Origin of the sequence: Butyrivibrio sp. AC2005, from assembly GCF_000424145.1 — a bacterium.
In the GTDB taxonomy this organism is placed as follows: domain Bacteria; phylum Bacillota; class Clostridia; order Lachnospirales; family Lachnospiraceae; genus Butyrivibrio.
Genome location: NZ_AUJI01000031.1, coordinates 46,551 through 60,590 on the forward strand (window position 1 = coordinate 46,551; position 14,040 = coordinate 60,590).

The 14,040-nt window shown below is 39.2% G+C and carries 15 protein-coding genes; 10 read left to right on the forward strand and 5 right to left on the reverse strand.

Features of this window, described 5'->3' with window-relative positions; translation table 11 throughout:
• Positions 1–46: 46 nt before the first annotated feature.
• Complete coding sequence (locus tag G602_RS0109455) at positions 47–1,801, forward strand: AAA family ATPase (RefSeq protein WP_026658803.1); 1,755 nt, start codon at positions 47–49, stop codon at positions 1,799–1,801.
• A gap of 43 nt (positions 1,802–1,844) precedes the next feature.
• On the opposite strand, the gene G602_RS0109460 is transcribed toward G602_RS0109455, so the two are convergent.
• Positions 1,845–2,081, reverse strand: coding sequence for a hypothetical protein (locus G602_RS0109460; RefSeq protein WP_026658804.1), 237 nt, complete (start codon positions 2,079–2,081; stop codon positions 1,845–1,847).
• 275 nt (positions 2,082–2,356) lie between these two features.
• Here G602_RS0109460 and G602_RS28840 point away from each other — a divergent pair, with 275 nt between their 5' ends.
• Entirely contained in the window at positions 2,357–3,403 is a 1,047-nt protein-coding gene (locus G602_RS28840) for a PD-(D/E)XK nuclease family transposase (protein WP_049945157.1), read from the forward strand.
• A gap of 198 nt (positions 3,404–3,601) precedes the next feature.
• Complete coding sequence (locus G602_RS0109470) at positions 3,602–5,707, forward strand: M13 family metallopeptidase (protein WP_026658805.1); 2,106 nt, start codon at positions 3,602–3,604, stop codon at positions 5,705–5,707.
• An 85-nt stretch (positions 5,708–5,792) separates the two neighbouring features.
• Here the strand turns inward: G602_RS0109470 and G602_RS0109475 are convergent, their stop codons facing one another.
• On the reverse strand, positions 5,793–6,677 hold the full coding sequence (locus tag G602_RS0109475) for a hypothetical protein (RefSeq protein ID WP_026658807.1): 885 nt from the start codon (positions 6,675–6,677) through the stop codon (positions 5,793–5,795).
• 130 nt (positions 6,678–6,807) lie between these two features.
• Positions 6,808–6,969 (reverse strand): hypothetical protein, encoded by a 162-nt coding sequence (locus tag G602_RS30290; RefSeq protein ID WP_155829769.1) that lies wholly within the window; start codon positions 6,967–6,969, stop codon positions 6,808–6,810.
• Between the two features lie 74 nt (positions 6,970–7,043).
• Between G602_RS30290 and G602_RS0109485 the strand changes: the two genes are divergently transcribed.
• Together G602_RS0109485 and G602_RS31720 are read left to right on the forward strand one after the other, a co-directional pair.
• Positions 7,044–7,622, forward strand: a complete 579-nt coding sequence (locus G602_RS0109485; protein WP_026658808.1) for a xanthine phosphoribosyltransferase — start codon at positions 7,044–7,046, stop codon at positions 7,620–7,622.
• A gap of 22 nt (positions 7,623–7,644) precedes the next feature.
• Complete coding sequence (locus tag G602_RS31720; protein ID WP_256374972.1) at positions 7,645–7,767, forward strand: hypothetical protein; 123 nt, start codon at positions 7,645–7,647, stop codon at positions 7,765–7,767.
• Positions 7,768–7,776: 9 nt separating this feature from the next.
• Here G602_RS31720 and G602_RS0109495 read toward each other — a convergent pair whose 3' ends face one another.
• On the reverse strand, positions 7,777–8,082 hold the full coding sequence (locus G602_RS0109495) for a hypothetical protein (RefSeq protein WP_026658809.1): 306 nt from the start codon (positions 8,080–8,082) through the stop codon (positions 7,777–7,779).
• 151 nt (positions 8,083–8,233) lie between these two features.
• Here G602_RS0109495 and aat point away from each other — a divergent pair, with 151 nt between their 5' ends.
• Positions 8,234–8,893 (forward strand): leucyl/phenylalanyl-tRNA--protein transferase, encoded by a 660-nt coding sequence (aat, locus tag G602_RS0109500; RefSeq protein WP_026658810.1) that lies wholly within the window; start codon positions 8,234–8,236, stop codon positions 8,891–8,893.
• Between the two features lie 170 nt (positions 8,894–9,063).
• Positions 9,064–9,567 (forward strand): PTS sugar transporter subunit IIA, encoded by a 504-nt coding sequence (locus G602_RS26000; protein WP_044931688.1) that lies wholly within the window; start codon positions 9,064–9,066, stop codon positions 9,565–9,567.
• Between the two features lie 127 nt (positions 9,568–9,694).
• Here the strand turns inward: G602_RS26000 and mobA are convergent, their stop codons facing one another.
• A complete protein-coding gene (gene mobA, locus G602_RS0109510; protein ID WP_026658811.1) occupies positions 9,695–10,255 on the reverse strand; it encodes a molybdenum cofactor guanylyltransferase in 561 nt (186 codons plus the stop codon).
• 164 nt (positions 10,256–10,419) lie between these two features.
• Here mobA and G602_RS0109515 point away from each other — a divergent pair, with 164 nt between their 5' ends.
• From G602_RS0109515 to G602_RS0109525, 3 genes are all read left to right on the forward strand, one after another.
• Positions 10,420–10,599 carry a hypothetical protein gene (locus tag G602_RS0109515; protein WP_026658813.1) on the forward strand — a complete coding sequence of 60 codons (180 nt, stop codon included), beginning with the start codon at positions 10,420–10,422 and terminating at the stop codon, positions 10,597–10,599.
• A gap of 157 nt (positions 10,600–10,756) precedes the next feature.
• Positions 10,757–12,769: a glycoside hydrolase family 3 protein gene (locus tag G602_RS0109520; protein ID WP_026658814.1), complete on the forward strand. Its 2,013-nt coding sequence runs from the start codon at positions 10,757–10,759 to the stop codon at positions 12,767–12,769.
• Between the two features lie 127 nt (positions 12,770–12,896).
• A complete protein-coding gene (locus G602_RS0109525; RefSeq protein ID WP_044931691.1) occupies positions 12,897–13,943 on the forward strand; it encodes an ATP-binding protein in 1,047 nt (348 codons plus the stop codon).
• The last annotated feature ends 97 nt before the right edge of the window (positions 13,944–14,040 follow it).

Consider the following 14,040-nt stretch of genomic DNA (forward strand, 5'->3'; position numbering starts at 1 on the left):
CCCACTTCCCACTTTTGTGATATAATGTATGTATGGAGGGAAAATCATGACATCTAAAGAAGCTGCAGAAAAGTGGAATATTTCTAAAAGACAGGTAAATTCTTTGTGCTCTCAAGGGAAAATACCCGGTGCAAAACTTGTAAAAGGAAGATGGGAAATACCTACTGATTACGTTTATAAGAATGGTTTTCAGTTAAAAACTCCAATGACTGCAAGTGGGCCAAGAAAATATATAAACATAGGGAATGATGGCTTTAGGACTATACGCAATAGCGAATATATCGATAAGTCAGGGCTCATTTCTTTTATGAATTCATGCCTTTCAACGTCTCAAAAACTAGTATGTGTCAGTAGACCTCGGCGTTTTGGGAAATCCTTTGGCGCCAAAATGCTGTGTGCGTATTACTGCAAAGAGTGTAATTCGATGGATCTTTTTGAGGACTTAAATATATCCAAAGATAGTTCATTTAAAACGCATCTTAATAAGCATGATGTAGTTTATCTGGATATGACATTTTTTATTTCTACTTTAAAAAGTGGTGAAGATTTGATTGATAAGATAGAAAAAGATGTTATAGATGATTTTTCAAATATCTTACCGGAAGTTACTAATGAAGCTAATCTTGTAGATGCTTTTAGTAAGTATGTTGCCATCAATGGTCAAAAACTTATTCTCATCATCGACGAATGGGATGCTCCTTTTAGAGAATTCAAAGGAAATGAGCAGATATTAGAAAAATACATCAATCTACTCAGATCACTTTTTAAGAGCACATTTACAGATCGCCTTTTTGATGGTGTTTATATGACTGGTATCCTTCCTATTAAAAAATATGGTCATGAGTCTGCAATGAGCGATTTTTACGAATACAGTATGGTGGAGCCAAGACCTCTGCAGGAATATATTGGATTTACAGAAGAGGAAGTGGCTGGTTTGTGCCATAAACACGGCATAAGCTTTGACGATTTGAAAGCCTGGTACGATGGATATCATGTAGCTGATGAACATCTTTTCAATCCTAAATCGGTAATGGAGTCAATACTTAGAAAGAAAATGAGTAATTACTGGGTTAAAACGGAAACCTATGAATCCTTACGCGATTATATAGACATGAACTTTGATGGTTTAAAAGATTCTGTAGTTGATATGATTGGAGGATCAAAAGTCAAAGTAGATACCAATTCTTTTCAGAATGACCTTACTTCGATGGAAAGCAGGGATGATGTTTTAACGCTTTTGATTCATTTAGGTTATCTTGCTTATGATGAAAATGAAGAAAAAGTATCTATTCCAAATGATGAGATAAAAAGTGAATTTGTGAGAGCAGTAAAAAACGGAAACAAAAAAGAACTTATTAAAGCTGTCCAGAAATCAGATAAGCTTCTTGAGGCAACTTGGAGGATGGACGAAGATACTGTAGCACAAATTATAGAAGAAATGCATTCAGAAATAACTGCTCCAACATTTTATAATAACGAGCAGGCTCTCAGAAGTGTCATAAAAATGGCTTTTATAAGCAGTATTGATTATTATGCACGAATTGATGAGCTTCCAACAGGTAAAGGTTTTGCCGATATGGTATTTTGGCCAAAGAAAAATGCTTCATGCCCAGCACTTATTGTAGAACTAAAGTGGAATAAGAGCAGTTCAAAGGCAATTGAGCAAATTGATGAAAAACAATATTCAACTGTATTTAATGGATACACGGGCACAGTATTAAAGGTAGGTATTAATTATAGCGTTAAGGATAAAAAGCATTCCTGTAAGATAGAAAAACTCGCAATATATGTTATGTCCTAAATAATATTATCCCCTGGTCATCTGGCCAGGGGATATGCATTCTCTATTTTAGTTCACCAAATTGTTCGATATATTTTTGCAATAGTGCATCTTTCTCAGCGATGGTGCTATTTTTCTCTGCAATAGTCTGTTTTAGCTTTGCCATTTCTTTTTCACGAGCTTCCTGTTCGAGATAAAAATCTTCCCTTTCTCGACATCTTTTTACAACATTTTTGTCAGCATTAGAGATAAATATGGATTCGGCAGTAGATTCAAATGAGGGATTATCTTTTGTGATCATATCGATTTCCTCCCATGTAGTTGCTTTAAACAGTTTTACCCAGGTGACCATTCCGGAGCGGATATCATCATCTGTTGCGATGTCTGTACTATTTAATTCTATCACGTATAGATTGAAATTGCTAGCATGCATGCGGTTGAGCAGGTATGATTATTGGACAGTAAAGAAAATATAATTAGTGTATGAAAATAAGTCTAAAGTTTTAAGAAAAACATTAAGAAGGATTCAAAGAATGAACTTATTTTCAAGTATTGTAACATGGAGGACAAAGGACAATGGGGATTAACCCAAGCAGTGAAGACTTGATTAAAAAAGCCCAGATGAGTGACCTGGATGCAGAGACAAAGGAGAATATTTTAAAGATTATTAGCGGTGAGCGTCTAGCAAATCTTTATGATGATGCTATTGCTAAGAGGGCGTTTTCACCGGATGTTCATCCGGAAAGACTTGATTTTCTTTTACAGAGGACAATGGGAGAGTCATATGGAGCAGTTGAGAAATCAGCATCTAATGAAGGAATGACAATTAGTAAGTATTCTAAGGCGATTGTGACTGATGTGCCGGCATGGCTAAGAGATGGCAAGCGGCTTGATGTTGAATTTCAAGCTGTAGCACAGGACTATATATTTAATCGTGTGGATATATATGCATCAAATATGCTGATGATTCAATTCTCTGTAGAAGAGGGACAGAGTAGGAAGGATGTCGATTATGGGAATGTAAAGGGGGTTATCGTTATAGTCCTGATGGTTAAGAGTCCTAAAGTATTCAGGGAGTTTAAGTCAGATCGATATATTCACAGAGTGAAAAAGATTGTAACTGATACAGGAATGGAGTTTCCTGCTCTTAAGCAAATGGCGTTTGTGCAGCTGGACAAGGCACTTGAACTCTTTTTGTCTGATAGATACAATAAAGATGAAGATATCGGACTATTAAAATTGCTTGCTATGATTGCCGATATTAATAACGATAAGGTAAAGGAAATGACGCAGGGCGACGAGATGTATGATGACATCCGTAAGGAAGTAGATGCATTTTCAAAAGACAAGGAGGTGCAGGCTATGTTATTGGAAGAAGAGATGGCGCGAGCTGACTGGGTGACAGGTATAAATGCTGCCAGAAGGGAAGGTCATGCAGAAGGCCATGCGGAAGGACGTGCAGAAGGACGAGCAGAGGAACATCTGGAAGTCCAAAATGTATATGCATGGCTCACAGGACAAAAAAGAATTGATGATATTTCAAAGGCAGCTACGGATGAAAAATACTATTCGAAGATGTTGGCTGAATATAAGAAAGCAAATGAGATAGTCGATGAGGAGTAATGTAGACTATTAAAGCGTATAATACTATACAAAACAGCCCCGGAACGAGTTTGATCGTCCCCCGGGGCTGTAGCTTTTTTAAGAGGTACCCATCAAGCGCATTCTTACTTGATAACGAAGTTCCAAAAGACTCGACGTAGCCTGCTACGTCCACTTTTTTGATATAATGTATGCATAGAGGGACGAAAGGAGCATGTGATGAGAAAAAAGTTATGCGGTTTACTGCTACTGGCTCTGCTTGGAACCACTGCATGTTCAGGTGAAATGTCTGCCGGGCCAGCCCAGTCGGAAGAGCCTGCCGAGTCTGGCGGAGAAGAATTTGCTGAGGCTGCCAGCGAAGGAAAGATTCTTGATGGGCGTTGGCTGAATCCGGACATTATCGGCAATGTTACGAAAGACACCCCTGCTGAATTAAAGGATAATTTCGCATTATATGTCAACAAAGACTGGATACTGAACACGACTCCTTCGGACATGGTTGCTTCGCTTACTCCTTTGAGTGAAGCCGCACTGATCGTAAGTGACAGACAGATGAAGATGCTCACTGATGATAGTCTGACAGGACATGATGCGGAACTTGTGCACAAACTCTATGCGCTTGTGACGGACTGGGATTATCGTGACGCTCAGGGCATTAGTCCTGCGGTACCATATATGGATGCCATAAGGGACATAGACAGCCTTGACGAACTCTACAACTATCTGTGTTCGGAGGACAATCTGATGCAGCTGTATCCGTTCACGGTGAATGTGGATTCGGATCCGGTCGATTCTTTAGTTTATATAGCGTATATTGATCCGCCAAGCCTGACGCTCGGTATAGAGGAAGAGTACAGGAACCGGACCGATGCCGGAGATCTGTTTTACAATGAGGCAAAGCAGGTAGCCGAGTATATGCTTGTAAGATTGGGATACAGTGAAGAAGAGGCTTCAAAAATGTTTGAGAATTCGATTGCCTATGAAACTTTGCTGGCTGAAGCAATTCCTTCCGATAAACATGAGCGGGGGAAAAATTCCGATTCCGGTGATTGTTATACCTACGGGGAGTTTACAGAAATGGCAGAGGGCATTCCGGTTGATAAAATGCTGGAGGCGCAAGGATTTACCGGAGGAGATACTATTTGCATTACGGTTCCGGAGTACTTTTCCGCGCTGAAAGATATATATACAGAAGAAAACGTTCCACTGATCAAAGACTGGCTTGCTGTTAAAACTGCATCTGAACTGAATGATCTTTTGGATAAGGAGACGAGCAGAGCGGTTGCGAAATTATATGGCGCTATGTCAGGACTCGATGCAGAAGCAAATGATGATTTTATCGCACTTGCAACAATTAATGGTTACCTGCCCATCCCGATGGATAATCTGTATGTAAGGCAGTATTGCAACGAGCAACAAAGAGAAGATATAACCGGTATTGTTGAAGAATTCAAAAAATATTATCGGGAAATGCTTGAAAATGATGTCGACTGGCTGAGTGAAGAAACCAGGAAAGCGGCTATAGAAAAACTGGACAATATGCGTGTGAATGTTGTCTACCCGGACGAACTGGAAGACTGGTCCGGGCTTGACTTTGCCGGACCTGACGAAGGAGGAAGCCTCCTGGAAGCTGTCAAGGCGATTACGAGATTCAAAACCGGGCTGAAAGCCAGCCTACTAGGGACAAAAGCCAATGTTTACAAATGGAATCAGTATGAGCTTCAGGCATCATCGGTCAATGCGACCTATACGGGATACAACAATAGCATCAATATTCAGGCGGGAATTCTTGTCGGTGAGATCTACAATGAAGATATGAGCTTCGAGCAGAAAATGGGCGGAATCGGAATGATCATCGGCCATGAGATATCCCATGCATTTGATAGCAACGGAGCGGAGTATGACAAAGACGGTCACAAGAATAATTGGTGGACAGATGAGGACTATGCGGCGTTCCGGGATCGTGTCGCGAAACTTGTAACATGGTATGACGGATTTGTCCCGATGGAAGGCATAAAATATTCAGGTGACAGGGTCAAGACAGAGGCAATCGCCGATATGACGAGTATGAAATGCCTTCTCTATATAGCAAAACAGACAGAGGGATTTGATTATGACACGTTTTTCAGACAGTACGCGAAATTGTGGCGCGATCAGTCAACGCCTGAAGCTGTAAAGGACCAGATCCTGACTGATGTGCATCCGGCACATTATCTGCGCATAAATGCAACCCTCGCCCAGTTTGATGATTTCTTAAGCTTCTACGGGATTACTGAGGGAGATGGCATGTATATTGCTCCCGAAGACCGCGTGGCAGTTTGGTAAACGGTATCTAAGAAATATTTTTTAATGTCATATATAAACCAATCCCCTGGTCAGTCATGGCCAGGGGATTTGCTTACCTTAAGAGTTATTTTGCGATTAAAGGATTTGTAAACATAGCGACATCAACAACTTTTCTGTCGTAATCCTTTGCGTAGAACTGGATGCTGTCTGATACATAATAGCCTTTATCACAGTTATAATCATATGCTACGTCGATTACGTTGCCATATGAATCAAGAAGGAGAGTTGTTACGTATCCGGGTGTCATGTAGTCCTCAGATTTAACAGTATAGTCAATCTGGTAATATCCATTGATATCTGTGGAAAAAGACCAGTCACCTTCCCAATAAGTGCTTTCGCCATATGTTTTGGGTAATTCAATGCTATCCCAGTGAATCTCTCCGGTCGGTGTGTTGTCACAGTATATTGCTTTTGCGATTGTGTTACCGGGTCTTATTGCTTCCTCATAGAATGAAATATCTGCAATTTCCTGTCCGTTCTGTCCCTTGGCATATCCTGTTGCAGAGAAGGTTACATCCTCGTTATAGATATTTGTAATAGCTACTAAAAGATAAGGATATCTGCCTTCCTGATAAGGAGCTACGGAAATAATGATTCCATCCATTCCCTTAGGTGAATACTGTACACCCCAGTTAACCTTTGTGTAGTCGGTGTCAAGTTTATTAAGGATTGACTGCTGTTCTGTAGTGAGATAGGAGCTGCTGCTTAAAGTTGATTTTTCTTTTCCAATAAGAGCCTTATTTCCGGTAGTTGTCTTATTCTCAGTAGTTGTCTTGTTCCCGGTAGTTGAATTGTTTCCTGTGATTGTATTGCTCTCAGTAGTTGTCTTGGGCTGTGATGACGGGTAGAAGTAACCCGCTGCTGATACCTTAACATCACATGTTGTCATACTAAAAACTGTCATTGCCATACATAAAACACTCATAAGCTTTTTGTTCATTCTTTTCATACCTTTTTCCCTCTTTTCTTCTTTCTTGTTTTTGTTTGTATTTAGCTGGTTTATTTGCGCTCTTACCTTATATACAAACGACGTAGGAAAAATGTTGCAAAGAATTAAAAAAATTTTTTAAAAATTTTTTTCAGCCGCCTTCTCCCTGAACAACGGTACCATTTCCATTTTCATCATAGACAGTTCTTATAGGCTCTTCAAAGTTACAGCCGGGGTAGGCATCAGTTATTCTTATTACGTTTCCGGATATGAAAACAATCCGAAGAGTCTCATAAATCTGTCTTTTTTGCATCTGATTAATGGTATTATTAGGAAAAGTGAACCTGATTTATTGTTTGTTATCGTTTCATCAAGGAGGTACATACAATGAAGTTTTTGGAAGATAAGATTTTGTCGGATGGTAAGGTATATCCCGGCAACATTCTTAAAGTAGACAGCTTTTTAAATCACCAGATTGATGTCGGTATTCTTGCAGCTATTGGCGAAGCGTTTTATGAACAATATAAGAATAGGAATATAACAAAGATTCTTACGATAGAAGCTTCCGGAATAGCCATTGCCTGTGCTGTTGCAAATCATTTTGAGGTACCGGTTGTGTTTGCAAAGAAGTCGAAGAGCCTTAACCTGGGGGATGACGTGTATGTATCAAGAGTCAGTTCCTATACCTACGGAAAGGAATACGACGCAACCGTAGCAAGGGATTATCTGTCATCTGATGATCACGTGCTGATAGTTGATGATTTCATTGCAATAGGTAATGCCATGAAAGGCTTGATAGAGATCTGCGATCAGGCAGGGGCAAAGGTCGAGGGAATTGGCATCTGCATCGAAAAAGGCTTCCAGAATGGCGGGGATGACCTCAGGCAGATGGGATATGATGTTACTTCGCTCGCAATAATAGATGAAATGGATAATGGAAGGATTGTATTCCGAAATCAGGAATGATTCCGACGGGAGGTAAAGGTTAATGGCATTTATAGGCATTCTGATAATAGATATAGTCCTGATCTGGATGCTGGCAGCTGTATTTGCTGTGATATTTGCGATTGTCAGGCTTATAGCCGGCAGAAAAAGGAAGAGAAAAGGCTGAAAATCTTAGCTAAAGCCGTATTTCTCTGATAGTATCGAAACTTATATCAGTAGTAACAACCGTGAGGTATCGGGCATCCTTTCTGATGCCCGATAATATTCCGGTCTTCTTTACATAGGCGCCGTAATCATAATAGATAACTGAGACCATATCGCCTACTTTAAGAGTAGAGAGCTGGTAATCAAGATAATCCAGTGCTTCATCTGACAGAACAGCTTTTTCTACTTCAATTCTCTCTTTTTCTCTGAGTGCCTCCTCAAACCCTTTTAATGCTGCAAAGGGCTGGAACTGGCTTGCTCTGTCTGTTCTGGGCATAGGTGCTCCTTTCACATATGTATTCGTGCGATAACAGATGCGCTAATCGAACTGATGTTCTTTTATGATATACCTTTATTTTTTCGGTTTCAAGAGCCTGTTTTATTAAATTTTTCTTGGAAAAAACAATAATCTACAGAAAGGAATTCTTATGCCGGTTTATCGGATTGATAATAAGAAAATAATGTTCCCGGATCCGCGCCTTGCTGAAGATGACGGGCTTTTGGCTATTGGGGGAGACCTTTGTGTTGACAGACTTGTTTTGGCCTATAGCAATGGAATATTTCCATGGTATGCAGATGGGGATCCGATTTTGTGGTGGGCACCAAAAGAGAGGTTCATAATCTGCCCATCTGAAATACATGTGTCACATTCGATGAGAAAATTTTTTAGGAAGCATGAAATATCTATAAGAATTAATAGGGATTTTGCGGATACCATGCATAGATGCCGGATGAAGCGTGAGAATACGGAGGAAGGCACATGGATAAATGATGATATGGAAGCTGCTTATAAGAAACTCTGTGACAATGGGCTGGCTTTAAGCGTTGAATCATTTATTGATGGACAGCTGGCAGGCGGACTCTATGGAGTCAGCCTTGGCAGATGCTTTTTTGGTGAGAGTATGTTTTCTGACATGGAAAATGGTTCAAAGGTGGCATTGATATTGCTATCCAAAATACTGGAAGACAATGGATATGTAATGATTGATTGTCAATTTGAGACTGAGCATCTTAAGAGCATGGGAGGAAAAAAGATAAGCTTTGAAGAGTATAAGGCCCTTCTTGCCGAGGGATTGAATCATGCGTAAGATGACGCCTTTAAGAAACCGCCACTATATTATACCGGTATAGTGGCGGCTTTTTACAATTTACTGGTATCAAAAAGTCATAGCTACAAATGGCGCAGATATGAAATAATATTTGCATAGGATTAAGAAGGTATTTTGGTAAATCATAAGATTTATTGGAAAGGAGAAATATGGGACTGTTTGATAAGTTTAAGAAGGAAGAAAAGGTGACGGTAGAGTTTCCGATAACGATGAAGGCTACAGCAGAAGGAGAATTAGTAGCGATGAAGGATATACCGGATCCGGTTTTTTCACAGGGTATGGTTGGTCCCTGCGTTGGGATAGAGCCTGCTAAAGGTACGGTTGCTGCTCCGTGTGATGGCAAGATAGCAACTCTCTCCGACACACTCCATGCATTCGGAATGGAGGTACCCGGAGGAGTACAGCTCCTTGTGCATATCGGTATTGATACTGTCAATATGAAGGGTGAAGGCTTTAAGGCATTTGTAAAGGCAGGTGATACTGTGAAGGCAGGCCAGCCTATTGTGGAGGTGGATCTTGATAAGGTAAGGGAAGCAGGCCATCCCACAGTGATCATGACAATAGTGCAAAATGCCGGCGAATTTAAAAACGTATCATTCAAGGAACAGGGACAGGTAGCTTTCTCTGATGACCTTATCACGATTGAAAACTGATCAGTTTTTTAAACAGTAATATAGAAAGGCAATACCTTTTGACAGTGATGTGAAGATTCTGTTTGGCGGTAACAGAGAGGGCATTCCGGTAGGAATGTGTGGAGAAGCCGCTGCAATTGAATAAAGCTCATGAGTAGAGTAGCTTCAGATCATATTGGGAATTACAATTGATCAATTCTTTTGCATTGCCATTAAACTCATAACGCTGGCAGGATAGCCTATCAAGAAAGGCTCTGACTGCCAGCTTTTTTGCGGTCAAGAGTTCTTTTAGAATTGACGTGGAATCAGTTCTGTAAACAGCGATGAGAGGCTCATCCTTGCCATCATGGGACAATATAGTAGCATCATAGCCTCCGGAAAAATGCTTATCCAGAAGGCTATCCAGTGTTTTTGGTGATATAAGCGGCACATCAACGCTGAGCACAAGCGCGTTACTGCATTTACATTCCAAAAAGCAGGAATAGAGACCTCCAAGCGGCCCCATGTCAGGTATTACATCCATTATGTGGTGGGCATATGGAATAGGTGAAGATTTACCTGAAACATAGACTCTGCCTGCGCCAAGGTCCCTGAGTTTATCTGCCTGTATCTGAAGGAAGGACTTTCCGTCAAAAACAATCTCCGACTTGTCCGTTCCCATTCTTTTACTTTTTCCCCCTGCTAAAACAATTCCGTCAAACTCATTCATTTAAAACCTCAATACTCACTATATTTTTCATATTCAGATTATAATATATTGATAATATTTTGTTACAACAAAAAGTTGTATCATATTAGTACATAGGTGATAGGCATCGGAGAAAATATTTTGTATTGTTAAAAAAAGCTTATTTTTAGGAAGGAATATCATCAATGGAAAGAAAATATCCTAATCTTTGTAAAACAATCACATTAGGCCGCACTACTTTTCGAAACAGAATGTTCAGCGCACCTATGGGCGGTACTGATATAACAAACGATGGCTGTATCGGACCGAAATCAGCAGCCTTTTATGAACTTAGAGGAATGCGAAAGAAAAGCCTCACGGTATGAAAAGAAACCGTGAGGTTTTTTATTTCATAGAAAATTCTTATGCAATAAAAAGATGTGAGTCCTGTCATATGGACATTTGTTGGACATACTATGGTATGCTGTATATGATAATGTTGAGAATCTAACTGATTTTTGATAACAAAGGAGAATTATTCTTATGAGGCTTTCTTTAAAAAGGATTATTACATGCGGGGTTATTTCAACCATTATGGTAGGGGTATTATTTTTCGCTAACTATGAAAATAGTAATGCTTCAGAACAAAAAGTTGATAGAGTTATTTCCAAAATGTCAATGGACGAAAAAATATCGCAGATGATAATTCCGGCTTTTCGCACCTGGAATGAGGAAAATGTTACCGATCTGAATGAAGCTGTTGAAATTAGGGAAGCGCTTCAAAAGCATCAGTATGGAGGGGTTTTACTTTATGGTTCAAACATCACCGGTAATGAACAGGTAACAAGACTTGTTCATGATCTTCAGGAAAACAATATGCAGATGGAAGGAGTGTCTACGCATATTCCTTATTTTATGCCTTTAGATGAAGAAGGAGGAATAGTTATTCGTCTTACTGCCGGAACCCGTATGACAGGCAACATGGCGATAGGTGCAACTAAAGATGCTACGGCTAACAGTGAAAAAACCGGCGAACTGCTTGGGGAAGAGCTCGCTGCCGCAGGTTTTAATGTGGATTATGCTCCTGTAATTGATGTAAACAATAACCCTGATAACCCTGTTATTGGAACAAGATCATTTTCTGATAATCCCGAAAAGGTCATGGAGCTGGGAATAGCCTATGCTGATGGGCTTTCCAGGCATAATGTTATTGCAACTTATAAGCATTATCCGGGACATGGTGACACATGTACCGACAGTCATATAGGAACACCTTCAATAGAGAAGACATATGAAGAATTATCTGAAATGGAGCTAATTCCATTTAAAAAGGCAATTGAGAGCGGAGCTGACATGATTATGACAGCTCATATAACATATCCCAAGATAGATGAGCAATATACTTTCGGGGATGGAAAAACAAAGGGATATTATCCTGCAACTATGTCTAAAAAGATGGTAACCGATATTTTGAGAACAGATCTTGGATTTGAAGGAGTGGTTGTTACAGACGCACTTGAAATGGATGCCATACGTACGGCAGGACTTGTTCCCGGAGAAATGGATTCAGTAGAATACAGAGTGAACATTGCTGAAAAAGTAATAAATGCGGGTGTTGATATTCTGCTTTTGCCCGCTGATATGAATAGCCCGGAGATAGTAAAATTTTATGATGACTATATAGCCGGAATTGCTGAGAAAGTTAAAGATGGGGAGATTAGTGAAGAGAGAATAGATGAGAGTGTAAAACGAATCCTTTTACTTAAAGAAAAATATGGAATATTTGATCCAAGTAGAAACAACAAGACTACTGATGACATAGATAGTCTGGTTGAGAAGAATAAAGCAATAATCGGGTCTGAGGAACATCACGAAATAGAGATGGATATGGCAAGAGAAGCCATAACTCTTGTTAAAAATGATAAAAGTATTCTTCCTCTTAAAAATGATAAAAAGAGCATTTTTGTATTAGGAAGGCTTGAAAATGATGAAAAAACCTTAAGCTATGTACTTAAGGAAATACAAAAAGATGGATATATTGATAAGCAATCCGATGTTAATATTGATTTTTACTATGATTCCTCAGCAGAAGAGAAGCTTCATTATACAGATGAAATGAGGGAAAAAATCAATTCGGCAGATGTGGTTTTAGGTTTTTCATATGCGTCGGGAAGCAGCGCACTTGATAAAGAAGAGGCACAGTATATCGCACTTAGCAGCGCGATTGACGATGTACATAAGGCAGAGGGTAAATTTATTCTTATTAGTGAAAATCTTCCTTACGATGCAGCAATTTATCAGGACGCTGATGCAATAATTCTGGCATATATGGGCTCAGGACTTAGTATTGATCCTACTGACAGATTTAGTGATATAGGTACAACAGCCAGTAATGCCAATATAGAAGCTGCAATTGAAACAGTTTTTGGAAAAAATAGTCCTACAGGTACTCTTCCGGTAAATATTCCAAAGGTTGGAGAAGATAATAACGGTAAACTATATTACGAGAAAGATTACCTATACAATAGAGGGTTTAGACTAAATTATTCAAGGTAGTTTTTTCCTAATTAAGGTTGCCCTAAAGTATATAAGAGTATATACTCAAAGAAAAAGTATATAGGAGTATATAGAAGTATATATAAATTTCAAAAGTATATAAGAGTATATAAGAAGGGAATGTGTTGTGAGCAAGAATCCTTTTGTTCTAAACTTTGGTAAAGTTCCTACTCAATATATAAGCAGGGAACTTATAATTGATGAAATTGTACAGGAAATGACTGATGAAGACACTCAGAATAATTGTTTTATGCTTACTGGTACAAGAGGAAGCGGCAAGACTGTTACTATGACAGAAGTTGAGCAGAAAATATTGGAATCTGATGATTGGATAGTTATCAGACTGAATGCTGAACGAAACATGCTTGAGAGTCTTACAGGAAAACTCTATGACAGTAGAGAATTTATGACGAAATTTGTTGATGCAAATCTTAATCTATCAAAGTTTGGCATTGGCTTAAACATCGCTGCCAAGTCGCCGGTAGCTGATATTGAGTCTGCATTGGAAACAATGCTAAAAGAACTTCAGAGAAAGAAGAAAAAACTACTTATCTCAGTCGATGAAGCATCTAATACTCCTTCAATGCGAGAGTTTGCCAGCAGCTTTCAGATTCTGCTTAGGGAAAACCTTCCGATTTTTCTTCTTATGGCTGGACTTTATGAAAATATCAGTGACTTGAAGAACGAAAAAAATCTGACATTCTTATATCGTACACCGCAGTATGAGATGGAACCGCTTAATCTTACCCTGATTGCTGACAGATATTCTAAGCTGTTTGATATAGATAACGGTAAAGCTATGAACATGGCTATAGTTACTAAGGGTTATCCCTTTGCATATCAGGCCATGGGAAAGTATGTATGGGAAGATGAAAATCATGAAATGACAGAATCTGTACTGATAAAATTCGATGAAGCTTTGAGCCACTATGTCTATAAGAAAATGTGGTCCGAGCTTTCAGAAAAAGACAAATGGTTCATGTCTTATATAGTCCAAAAAGATGCCATGCCTGTTGCTGAACTTCTTGAAATGACCAAGCAGAAAAAGAATGAGTTCTCTCAATATAGAGAAAGATTAAGGGATAAAGGACTTATAGACGTATCAGACCGTGGACTTATTAAAACCAAGTTACCACGATTTGATATCTTTGTAAAAAATGAGAGGCTGAGATAATAATAGAATAAATGAATATGTGACCTTTTATTGCAGATGAACTTGAGATGAATGTATCATGGCTTTCTACTGTTTTTGCAAGAGAGGTCGGGTCATC

Coding starts and splice junctions, on each gene's coding strand:
- G602_RS0109455 (WP_026658803.1), top strand. CDS start 47: ATGACATCTAAAGAAGCTGCAGAAAAGTGGAATATTTCTAAAAGACAG.
- G602_RS0109460 (WP_026658804.1), bottom strand. CDS start 2,081: ATGATCACAAAAGATAATCCCTCATTTGAATCTACTGCCGAATCCATA.
- G602_RS28840 (WP_049945157.1), top strand. CDS start 2,357: ATGGGGATTAACCCAAGCAGTGAAGACTTGATTAAAAAAGCCCAGATG.
- G602_RS0109470 (WP_026658805.1), top strand. CDS start 3,602: ATGAGAAAAAAGTTATGCGGTTTACTGCTACTGGCTCTGCTTGGAACC.
- G602_RS0109475 (WP_026658807.1), bottom strand. CDS start 6,677: ATGAAAAGAATGAACAAAAAGCTTATGAGTGTTTTATGTATGGCAATG.
- G602_RS30290 (WP_155829769.1), bottom strand. CDS start 6,969: ATGCAAAAAAGACAGATTTATGAGACTCTTCGGATTGTTTTCATATCC.
- G602_RS0109485 (WP_026658808.1), top strand. CDS start 7,044: ATGAAGTTTTTGGAAGATAAGATTTTGTCGGATGGTAAGGTATATCCC.
- G602_RS31720 (WP_256374972.1), top strand. CDS start 7,645: ATGGCATTTATAGGCATTCTGATAATAGATATAGTCCTGATCTGGATG.
- G602_RS0109495 (WP_026658809.1), bottom strand. CDS start 8,082: ATGCCCAGAACAGACAGAGCAAGCCAGTTCCAGCCCTTTGCAGCATTA.
- aat (WP_026658810.1), top strand. CDS start 8,234: ATGCCGGTTTATCGGATTGATAATAAGAAAATAATGTTCCCGGATCCG.
- G602_RS26000 (WP_044931688.1), top strand. CDS start 9,064: ATGGGACTGTTTGATAAGTTTAAGAAGGAAGAAAAGGTGACGGTAGAG.
- mobA (WP_026658811.1), bottom strand. CDS start 10,255: ATGAATGAGTTTGACGGAATTGTTTTAGCAGGGGGAAAAAGTAAAAGA.
- G602_RS0109515 (WP_026658813.1), top strand. CDS start 10,420: ATGGAAAGAAAATATCCTAATCTTTGTAAAACAATCACATTAGGCCGC.
- G602_RS0109520 (WP_026658814.1), top strand. CDS start 10,757: ATGAGGCTTTCTTTAAAAAGGATTATTACATGCGGGGTTATTTCAACC.